9 protein-coding genes are annotated in these 9,887 nt (G+C 63.9%); all 9 read right to left on the bottom strand.

The window, feature by feature from the left end:
- Nucleotide 1: 1 nt before the first annotated feature.
- Nucleotides 2-436 carry a type II secretion system major pseudopilin GspG gene (gspG, locus tag BLX41_RS17265; RefSeq protein WP_123725862.1) on the bottom strand — a complete coding sequence of 145 codons (435 nt, stop codon included), beginning with the start codon at nt 434-436 and terminating at the stop codon, nt 2-4.
- Between the two features lie 18 nt (nt 437-454).
- Entirely contained in the window at nt 455-1,672 is a 1,218-nt protein-coding gene (gspF, locus tag BLX41_RS17270) for a type II secretion system inner membrane protein GspF (protein WP_123725863.1), read from the bottom strand.
- A 2-nt stretch (nt 1,673-1,674) separates the two neighbouring features.
- A complete protein-coding gene (gspE, locus tag BLX41_RS17275) occupies nt 1,675-3,168 on the bottom strand; it encodes a type II secretion system ATPase GspE (protein WP_123725864.1) in 1,494 nt (497 codons plus the stop codon).
- On the bottom strand, nt 3,165-5,081 hold the full coding sequence (gene gspD, locus BLX41_RS17280) for a type II secretion system secretin GspD (RefSeq protein WP_123725865.1): 1,917 nt from the start codon (nt 5,079-5,081) through the stop codon (nt 3,165-3,167). The genes gspE and gspD overlap by 4 nt, the downstream gene beginning before the upstream one ends.
- 13 nt (nt 5,082-5,094) lie before the next feature.
- Complete coding sequence (locus BLX41_RS17285; protein WP_185073629.1) at nt 5,095-5,619, bottom strand: type II secretion system protein N; 525 nt, start codon at nt 5,617-5,619, stop codon at nt 5,095-5,097.
- Nucleotides 5,620-5,624: 5 nt separating this feature from the next.
- Nucleotides 5,625-6,143 (bottom strand): cytochrome b, encoded by a 519-nt coding sequence (locus BLX41_RS17290; protein ID WP_311197537.1) that lies wholly within the window; start codon nt 6,141-6,143, stop codon nt 5,625-5,627.
- Nucleotides 6,144-6,201: 58 nt separating this feature from the next.
- Nucleotides 6,202-7,725 carry an N-acetylglucosamine-binding protein GbpA gene (gene gbpA, locus BLX41_RS17295; protein ID WP_123725868.1) on the bottom strand — a complete coding sequence of 508 codons (1,524 nt, stop codon included), beginning with the start codon at nt 7,723-7,725 and terminating at the stop codon, nt 6,202-6,204.
- 235 nt (nt 7,726-7,960) lie between these two features.
- Nucleotides 7,961-9,526, bottom strand: coding sequence for an N-acetylglucosamine-binding protein GbpA (gbpA, locus tag BLX41_RS17300; protein WP_123725869.1), 1,566 nt, complete (start codon nt 9,524-9,526; stop codon nt 7,961-7,963).
- A gap of 136 nt (nt 9,527-9,662) precedes the next feature.
- The coding region (locus BLX41_RS33390; protein ID WP_185073631.1) for a hypothetical protein at nt 9,663-9,887 on the bottom strand (225 nt) is incomplete at its 5' end.

Genomic DNA, 9,887 nt, shown 5'->3' on the forward strand with positions numbered 1-9,887 from the left:
GTCAACGGTCCCAGTTGCCGATTTCCGCGTTCAGGCCTTCACCACCGATCTTGCCGTCGGCACCGAAAGAGAACAGGTCATAGGCGCCGCCCCGAGTGCCCGGAACCCGGTACTGGTAACCGGTGCCCCAAGGATCGATCGGCAGGCGCTTGAGGTAACCGTCGGGGTTCCAGTTACGGGCCACAGGTGCGCCGCTGGGCTTGCTCACCAACGCCTGCAGGCCTTGCTGGCTGCTGGGGTACTGGTGGTTGTCGAGCTTGTAGATGTCCAGGGCCATGGCGATGGCCTTGATATCGCTTTGCGCGGCGGAGGCCTTGGCCTGGTCGGGACGGCTCATGATCTGCGGCACCACCAGGGCGGCAAGGACACCGAGGATCACGACCACCACCATGATTTCGATCAGGGTGAAACCGCGTTGTTTGTTGGCTGTATACACGTTGGGGGCTTTCCAGATTCAAGTAATCAATTGGTTCAGGCTGAGGATCGGCATCAGGATCGCCAGCACGATGACCAGCACCGAGGCGCCCATGAACACCAGCATTGCCGGCTCGAACAGGCCCACCAGCAGGGCGATGCGGTCGGCCAGTTGTTGTTCCTGCTGCCGGGAGGCGCGTTCGAGCATGCTGTCCAGCTCGCCGGAACGTTCACCGCTGGCGATCATGTAGAGCATCATTGGCGGGAAACTGCCGTTGAGCTCCAGCGCTCGGGTCAGGCTGATACCTTCGCGCACGCCTCGGACGATGTCTTTCAGACCGGTACGAATTTTCTGGTTGGCCACCACTTCACTGGCAATCGCCAGGGCGTCCAGCAGCGGCACGCCACTGCGTCCGAGAATCGCCAGGGTGCTGACAAAACGCGTGCAGTTGCTGGCCCTGACCAGCCCGCCGATCACCGGCAGGCGCAGCACCAGGGCGTGCCAGCGCTCACGGTTGCCCGGCTTGCGCAACGCGGCTCGCCCTGCGGTGATCCCGGCACCGATCAGGATCAGCAACAGCAGGCCGTAATCGCGCAGCACGGCGCTGGTGGCGATCAGGCCGCGAGTCAGCAGCGGCAGCTCCTGGCCGCTGTCGATGAACACCTTGATCACGTCCGGCACCACGAAGCCCAGGAGAAAGCCGACGATGCTGATGGCCGCGACCATGAGGATGCTGGGGTAGAGCATGGCCAGCTGGATCTGCTGGCGCGCCGCCTGACTGGCTTCGGTGTAGTCGGCGAGGTTCATCAGCACCTGATCCAGGTGTCCGGAACGTTCGCCGGCGGCCACCGTGGCCCGGTACAGATCGGGAAAGGCCTTGGGATAGCCGCCCAGGGCCACTGCCAGGCTGTAGCCCTCCAGGACTCGGCTTCGTATGGCCAGCAGCATGCTTTTCAGGCGCTGCTTTGCGCACTGCGCGGCCACGGCGGCCAGCACTTCTTCCAGGGGCAGCGAGGCCTGCACCAGGGTGGCCAGCTGGCGGGTCAGCAGCGCCAGTTCGGCGCTGCTCAAGCCGCCCCCGGAGACCTTGGCGCTACCGGCGCCAGTGCTGCGCTTGCCTTGGCTGGCGCTGACCTTGAGGGCGATCAGTTGCCGTTCGCGCAGCATCTGCCGCGCCTGCCGCGGGCTGTCGGCTTCCAGCACGCCGCTGGATTTTTTCCCGGCGGCGCACATGGCCAGGTATTCGTAGGCGGCCATCTTCAGTCCCTCTGGGTAACCCGCAGCAACTCTTCCAGGCTGGTCAGCCCTTGCAGCACCATGGCCTGGCCGTCGTCGAACAGGCTCGGGCTGTGCTGGCGGGCGTGATTGAGCAGTTCATATTCGCCGGCGCCGGTGTGGATCAACTGGCGCAGGGTGTCGTCGAACAGCACGAGCTCGTAGATCCCCCGGCGACCGCGATAGCCCGACTGCTGGCAGCTCGGGCAACCCACCGGGCGGTACAGTTGCGGCGCGGCATCGGGGGGCAGGCCCAGGCGTTCACAGGCCGCCGGGTCGGCGCCATGGGGCTCCTTGCATTCGGGGCACAGCAGGCGCACCAGGCGCTGGGCCAGGACGCCGAGCAAGGAGGTGCAGAGCAGGAACGGTTCGATGCCCATGTCCACCAGGCGGGTCACCGCGCCGATGGCACTGTTGGTGTGCAGGGTCGAGAGCACCAGGTGGCCGGTGAGGGAGGCCTGGACGGCGATTTCCGCAGTCTCGCGGTCACGGATCTCGCCCACCATCACCACGTCCGGGTCCTGGCGCAGGATGGCCCGCAGACCCCGGGCGAAGGTCATGTCGACCTTGGCGTTGACCTGGGTCTGGCCGATGCCGGTGAGGTGGTACTCCACCGGGTCTTCGATGGTGAGGATATTGCGCTCCAGGCTGTTGAGGCTGGCCAATCCGGCGTACAGCGTGGTGGTCTTGCCGGAGCCGGTAGGCCCGGTGACCAGGAGGATGCCGTGGGGTTTGTGCAGGGCGCTTTCCAGGCGCTGGCGCACCTGCCGGTTCATGCCCAGGTGGCCCAGGTCCAGGCGCCCGGCCTGCTTGTCCAGCAGGCGCATCACCACCCGTTCGCCATGGCTGGAGGGCAGCGTCGAGACCCGCACATCCACCTCGTGCCCGGCAATGCGCAGGGCGATGCGGCCGTCCTGGGGGATGCGCTTCTCGGCGATGTCGAGCTTGGCCATGACCTTGATCCGCGACACCAGCAGGGTCGCCAGCTCGCGCCGCGGACGCAGCACTTCACGCAGCAGACCGTCGACCCGCAGGCGTACCGACAGATGTTCCTCGAAGGCCTCCAGGTGCACGTCGGAGGCCTTGTTCTTGACCGCCTCGCTGAGGATCGCGTTGATCAGGCGGATGATCGGCGCGTCGTCTTCCTGTTCCATCAGGTCGGTGGTTTTCGGCAATTGGTCGGCCAGGCTGCAGAGGTCGAACTCTTCGTCGAACTGCTCCCCCAGGCCATCGGCCACCTGCTTGGCCCCGTCCTGGCCATCGCGATAGTGGGCCGCCAGGCGCTGGGCGAAGGCCTGTTCGTCGAGCACTTCACTGCGCAGGGGCGCGCCGTTGAAGCGGCGCACCTCGGCGATCACCGACCAGGGCGTATTGACCCGGCAATAGAGCACGGCGCCCTGGGCCTGATGCTCCAGGACCACGCCATGGCGTCGGGCATAGGCAAAGGCCAGGCGCGGACTTTCGATGGGTGTGATCATGGCTGCTGCGCGGCTTCGGTCGCCCGCATGTCGATCAGCCCCTGATCGCCGTCACTGTTGGCATCGAACAGTTGGTGCGGGTTCTGCGGCAGTTGGCCCCGGGTCTTGCCGTCCAGCGTGCGCAGCGAGCGCAGGTTGTCGTACTTCTGGGTGCTGATCCTGTCGGCGTTGCCACTGCTGCGCAACAGGGTCGGGCGCAGGAACACCATCAGGTTGGTCTTCTCGTTGACCTCCTTGCTGCTGCTGAACAGCTTGCCGAGCCAAGGGATATCACCCAGTAGCGGCACCTTGCTCACCTGGACCTTGATGTTGTCCTTGATCAGGCCGCCGAGGACGATGATCTGCCCGTCGTTGGCCAGGATGGTGCTCTTGACCGAGCGCTTGTTGGTGATCACGTCGCTGGTGCTGATGCCCGGTGGCGCGGCGGCCAGCTCGGAGCTTTCCTGTTCGACTTTCAGGCGCAGGAAGTTGCCTTCATTGATATGCGGCGTGACCTTGAGGGTGATCCCCACATCCTTGCGCTCCACCGTGGTGAAGGGGTTGCTCGCCCCGGCAGTATCGGTGGTGTAGGAGCCGGTCTGGAACGGGACGTTCTGGCCGACGAGAATTTCCGCCTGCTCGTTGTCCAGGGTCAGCAGGCTCGGGGTGGACAGCAGATTGTTGTTGGAGTCGCTGGACAGGGCGGTGATCAGCGCGCCGAAATTGCTGCTGCCGATGCCGATCACGGTGCCGTCCGGCAGGGTCGGGCTCTTGCCGCTCTCCAGGTTGCCCAGCAGCGTGCCGATGGTCATGCTGGCGCTGTTGAAGTTGCTGGCGGCGCCCCATTTGCCCCGGCCTGCGGCCCACTGCACGCCGAGGGCCTGGTTGATGTCGCCACTGACTTCGACGATGGCCGCTTCCACCAGCACCTGGGCGCGGGGCTGGTCGAGTTCGTCGATGATGGTTTCGAAGGTCGCCAGTTGCGCCGGCGAGGCCATCAGCACCAGGGCGTTCTGGCTTTCGTCGGCGCTCACCAGCACCGGGCTGTCCTGCTTCTGGCCGTCACCGCGGCCGCCGGATTCCAGGCGCTTGCCGATGCCGCTGAGCAGCTCTTCGAGTTTCTTCGCATCGCTGTGGTTGAGGCGTCGTACCCGGGCGTTTTCGCCGGCGTTGTTCGGCACGTCTAGGCTCTGGGCCAGGCGTTGCATCTGCTGGCGGATGGGCGCCGGGCCCACCAGGATCAGGCGGTTGCTGCGGGCGTCGCCAATGGCCTTGGCGTTGGTCTGGGCACCGTTGCTGTCGGTCAGACTGTCGGTCAGGGTCTTGGCCACATCACCGGCCCAGGCGTGCTTGAGCTGGAGGATGTTGAACTGGCGGCCACCGGCGTTATCCAGTTCCTCCACCACCTGGCGCACCCGCTGCACATTGTTGGCGCTGTCGGAGACGATCAGCGCGTTGGAGGTGGTGGACGGTGCCATGTAGGCATCCACCGCCACCAGGGGGCGTACGGCGGCGGCCACTTCGCTGGCGTTGGCGTTGTGCAGTTCGATGACCTGGGTCACGAATTCATCACTGGCTCCGCTGGCTTCGACATGGGCTTTGGTCTTGGCTTCGGCCACCGGCAGGATCAATACCCGGTCGCCCTGGTCCATGGCCACATAACCCTGGCTGCGCAGGGCCGTGAGAAACAGCGAATAGATGCCTTTCTGGTCCATGGCGGTGGTGGACTGCACCGTCACCTTGCCGTTCAGACGCGGGTCGAGAATCATCGTCTTGCCGGTGATCTGCCCGACTTCGTCGACCAGATCGCGCAGTTCCGCGTCTTTCATGTTCAAGGTCCACTGCTGTGCAAGAGGCAGTTTTTCAGTGGCGTGAAGGGGGCCGATCAGCGTGCCGAGGGCCAGCAGGGAACCTGCGATAAATGCTCGTTTCATGAGGTCTTGGGGGTCACCAGGAAGGTTGGACAGAACTGTCGGGCTCGCCTCGGGCCACGGTGCTCGAAGGCACGTCGCGGGCAGCGGGCAGCGGGATCAGCAAGGGGGTGGCATGGCTGGCCAGGGACAGAGCCTGGTCCTCGCCATAGCGCTGGACACGAACCTGGGTGGTGCCGATTTCACGCAGACTGCCGCCCCCGGGAAGGGGCTCGCCGATGCGGTAGAAGCGGCTGCCTTCAGGGGATTCGATCAAGGCCCTGGACAGTTCCGGGCGGCTTTCAACCAGGCTCGCCAACAGTGTCAGGGGCACCCGTGGCTGGTTGCCGCCGGCCTCCTGGGGCTGCACCCCGAACAGTTGGGCGATGGCTGCGGTGTCGGGTGGCTGGTGGGCCGGCGCCGGGGCTTGGGCAGGCACGGCGTTGCCGCTCTGCTCCAGGTTCTGCAGCCACAGCCAGCTATCACGGCCAAGCCAGCCCAGCCAGCTCAACAGCAACAGCACCGCGCCGGCCCGCAGGGCGACGCGTGGGCAAAAGCGCAAGGCGTTCACAGGGACATGCGCTGCAGGAGTTTTTCACCGTACCGGTGATGCACGGCCACTGCGGCCACATGCCCGGCCACCAGCAGCGCCAGGGCCACACAGGCGTACTTGTGCAGGACATTGAAGAAGTCGGTGAGCAGGGGGGCCTGCAGAGGCTGAGCCAGAGACAGTACGCCAAAGAGATTGATCGGCCGTTCCATCATCAGCACGCCGGTGACCAGGACAAGACCGGTCACGACGTAGAGCACCAGGTGGCCGCTCTTGGCCAGCAGGCGCAGGGCTCGATGGGTGGTGTGCGCCGCTGCCCGATGATCCAGGGCACAGAGAATTCGCAGGACGAACAGGGGAATCAGCATGAAGGTCAAGGACACATTGACCAGGCTGATGCCATCGGCGATCTCGGTCGGCAGGTCAAGCAAGGCGTTGCCGAAGCCGCTGACGGTGGCCCAGATGATGATGCAGGCGAAGATCCAGTGCAGCAGCACGTGGAGTCTTGAGTAATTGCTAGTAGGCATAGGGGGCATGACTGGCAAAAAGAAGCGTGGTGCCGGGGCACCACGCTCGGGTTGACGAAGGTATGACTTACTGGCGAGTCCAGGCCGACGACCAACTGGCGCCTACGCCCGGCTCGAATGCCGTGGCACCGCTGCTCCACTGAATGCAGTAGCCGCTGTAGGGGAACGGTTTGCACTTGTAGGTCTTGCCGTCCTTGGGCTGCAGGACCAGGGTGCCGGCCTTGTAGGTGCTCAGGCCCTGCGGGAACACGTGGTCGTACTTGCCACCGTTCTCGCCACCGCTGCTTTCTTCCGGCTTGAGGGTGAAGCTGGCGGTCTGCTGCAGCAGGTCGCCCTTCTTCGAGGTGGCTACCACGATCAGGTCAAACTTGCCGGCACTCTGACCGGTGAGCGGGATGGAGAAGTGCGGGGTGTTGCCGGCCGGAGCCTGCTGGAACGCCACGCTTTCATTCTTGGCGTTGTACACGGTGGCCTTGACGGTGTAGTCGCCGCCCTTGGCGATGGCGTTGAAGTGCAGGTCGACCTTGCCGTTCTTCAGGGTGTATTCGGACTGCATGCCGGTGATGGCCAACTCGCCCGGTTTGGCAGCCTGTTCCTTGTCGATCATCACGTTGACGATGTCGCTGCCTTTCTTGACCAGGATGTCGTTCTTGCCAAAGTTCGGCACCACTTCGTCCTTGTCGTTGAGCAGGCCCATCTGGTAGCCCTGCTTGGCGGCGTTGACCTTCTTGGCCAGTTCGCGTGGCCAGACGTCGGCCTTGGCCAGCTCGGCGGAGTCGATGTTCAGCACGACTTGCCTGGCGGTCACTTCACCCTGTGCGTTGAACACGCGAGTCTTGACCTTGTCGCCGATGCTCAGCGCTTCGGGCTGTACCGCGCCCACGGTGGTCCAGGAGGATGGAATGACCGCGCCGTTGTCGATGTTCAGGTCGACCACGCTGTAGAAGGTGGCGTCGGTGTCATGCACTTTCCAAGTGGCCAGCAGCACGTGGTAACCGCTGCGATCAGAAGGAATGTTCACGGTGTGCCGAGTCTTGCCTCCGGCGGGGGCCGGAGTGTTCAGGGCCGGCCATGGCTGATCCAGCAGCGGCTTGAGCTCGAAGGAGTCACGGGTCAGCTTCTGGTTCGGGTTCCAGTCCTTTTTGGTGATGTAGAACTGCCAGTAGCGAGTGGCGTGACCGGCGGTGTACTTCCAGGTGAAGGTCTGCGGGCCCGGCTTGACCGTGGTTTTGCTCCAGCGAGTGGCCGACTGCTCGTTGATCTCGGCGAAGCGGTCAAGGCCGCCGGCAGGGATGGTGCCATCGGCTGGGCCGCACTTGGTGAAGTCACCGGTGCAAGCTTGGGCGCTGCTTGGGAAGTGCGAGAGACCACCGCCCGGACGACCGATGTACTCGGCGCTCTGCGGTTCGTAGGTGATGGCGCCGCAGTTGGCGTTGAGGTTGCCGCCACCGCTGCTGCACATGAAGGAACGAGCTTTGGGGGATTCAATGTAACCGTGGGCGGACGCCTGTTGAGCGGCAAGGCCGGCAGCGCCCATGGCCAGGACCAGAGGCAGTTTGAGGAGCGAGCGGGCTCGGTTGGAGTTGATCATTGAGAAAGCCTTGAACAAGTGGAAATGGATACACAGGATCCCGGGTGGGGGCCAGTCTGATGGGGCCGCTGGCTTGCGTGCCGACGCATCCTCGAGAACAGGGGCAGACTACGTGGCGGGGCAGAGAGGTCCCATGGGACGAGTACGAGAGTCGTGCTCCCGTTCCGGATCTACGGGCAAAAAAAAGCGTGGCATTCACATGCCACGCTCAAGGGTCCAACCTTCGCTTTAATGGTTATTGGCGATCCCAGGCCATGGTCCAGTGGCTGCCGGTCCCCGGCTCGTACTGAGTGGCGCTGGCTTTCCATTGCACGCAGTAGCCGCCGTAGGGGAACGGCTTGCACTTGTAGGTCTTGCCGTCCTTGGGCTGCAGTACCAGGGTGCCGGCCTTGTAGGTGCTCAGCCCTTGCGGGAAGACGTGGTCGTACTTGCCGCCTTCAACGGGCTTGTCACCGCCGTTGCCTGGCTTGTCACCGCCATCGATGTTCTCTTGAGCCTTCACGGTGAAGCGTGCGGTTTGCTGCATCAACTGGCCTTTCTTCGAACTGGAGACCACCACCAGGTCGTACTTGCCAGCCTTGGTGTCTTTCAACGAGATCGAGAAGTGCGGAGTCAGGTTGCCGATCGGTGCATGTTCATAGGCCAGGGTCCTGCCTGCGGTGTCGAACACCTTGGCGTAGATCATGTAGTCGTCTTTCGGGTCGCTGGCCTTGACGATGGCGTTGAAGTGCAGGTCGACCTGGCCGTTCTTCGCGGTGTATTCAGGCAGCATGCCGGTGACGCTGAGCTCGCTTGGCTGGCCGGCCAGTTCCTTGGCGATGATCACATTGCTGATGTCACTGCCCTTGTTGACGAAAATGCTGTTCTTGCCACGGTTGGGCACGACCTGATCCTTGTCGTCCAGCAGGCCCATCTGGTAGCCGAGCTTGGCGGCGTTGACCTTCTTCGCCAGTTCGAACGGCCAGACGTTTTCGTTGGCCAGTTCCGCCGAATCGATGTTCAGCACCACTTGCCTGGCCTGTTGCTCGCTGTTGGTGAACACCCGGGTCATGACCTTGTCGCCGACCTTCAGCGGTTCGGGCTGCACCGCGCCGATATCGTTCCACTGGGAAGCAACGGCGTTGGCGTTATCGATGTTCAGGTCCACCACCGAATAGAAAGTGTTGGAGTTGTCGTGGACTTTCCAGGTCGCCAGCATCACGTGATAACCGCTGCGGTCGGCAGGGATATTGACCACGTGCTTGGTCTTCTCCCCGGCTTTGGCCGGCATGCTGCCGTTCCACTTTTCATCCAGCAGCGGCGTCATCTCGAACGAGTCGCGGGTCAGCGGCTGGTTCGGGTTCCAGTCTTTCTTGGTGATATAGAACTGCCAGTAGCGGGTAGCGTGGCCGGCGGTGTACTTCCAGGTGAAGGTCTGCGGGCCCGGCTTGATGGTGTTCTTGGTCCAGCGGCTGCTCGACTGTTCGTTGAGCTTGGCAAAGCTGGTCATGCCGCCGGCGGCAATGGTGCCGTCGGCCGGGCCGCAGGCGCGGAAGTCGCCGGTACAGGCCTTGGCGTTGCTCGGGAAGTGCTCGCGGCCGCCGCCCGGGCTGCCGAAGTACTCGACGCTTTGCGGTTCATAGGCCACGGGGCCGCAGTTGCCGTTCTGGTTGCCGCCACCGGCACTGCACATGAACGCACGGGCTTTCGGGCTTTCGATGTAGCCGTGGGCGCTGGCTTGTTGAGCGGCTAGCGACGCCATGCCGATGGCCATGGCCAATGGCAACTTGAGGAATGAACGGACTCGGTGCAACGTGATCATCGATTGATCCTTGGTTGGAAATTATTGGATTCAACAGGCGATCGTGGGGAGGAATGGGTTGGCTCAAGTTGAGTCTGGCATCCCTGTCTGGCGCCCCCCGAAAGCAGGTGCCAGAGTAGGAAGGGTAGGTGCCGCTTCATATGGGACGTGTACGAGAGTGCACCAGGGGCGCCCGGGCGATGCCCCGGGACCAGGGCCTGAGGGGCTGACGCAGGGCAGCGAGGTCGGTCTTGGCCTGTTCGAAGATGCGGTCCATGGACGCCAGCAGCCTGGCCTGGCAGCAACGCACCGCATCAGGCTGCCGGACATCGACCTGCCGCAGCCCATGGCAGGCCGCGGCCATTTCGCCGGCACCGATCAG

It is taken from the genome of Pseudomonas protegens (assembly GCF_003732485.1).
In the GTDB taxonomy this organism is placed as follows: domain Bacteria; phylum Pseudomonadota; class Gammaproteobacteria; order Pseudomonadales; family Pseudomonadaceae; genus Aquipseudomonas; species Aquipseudomonas protegens_B.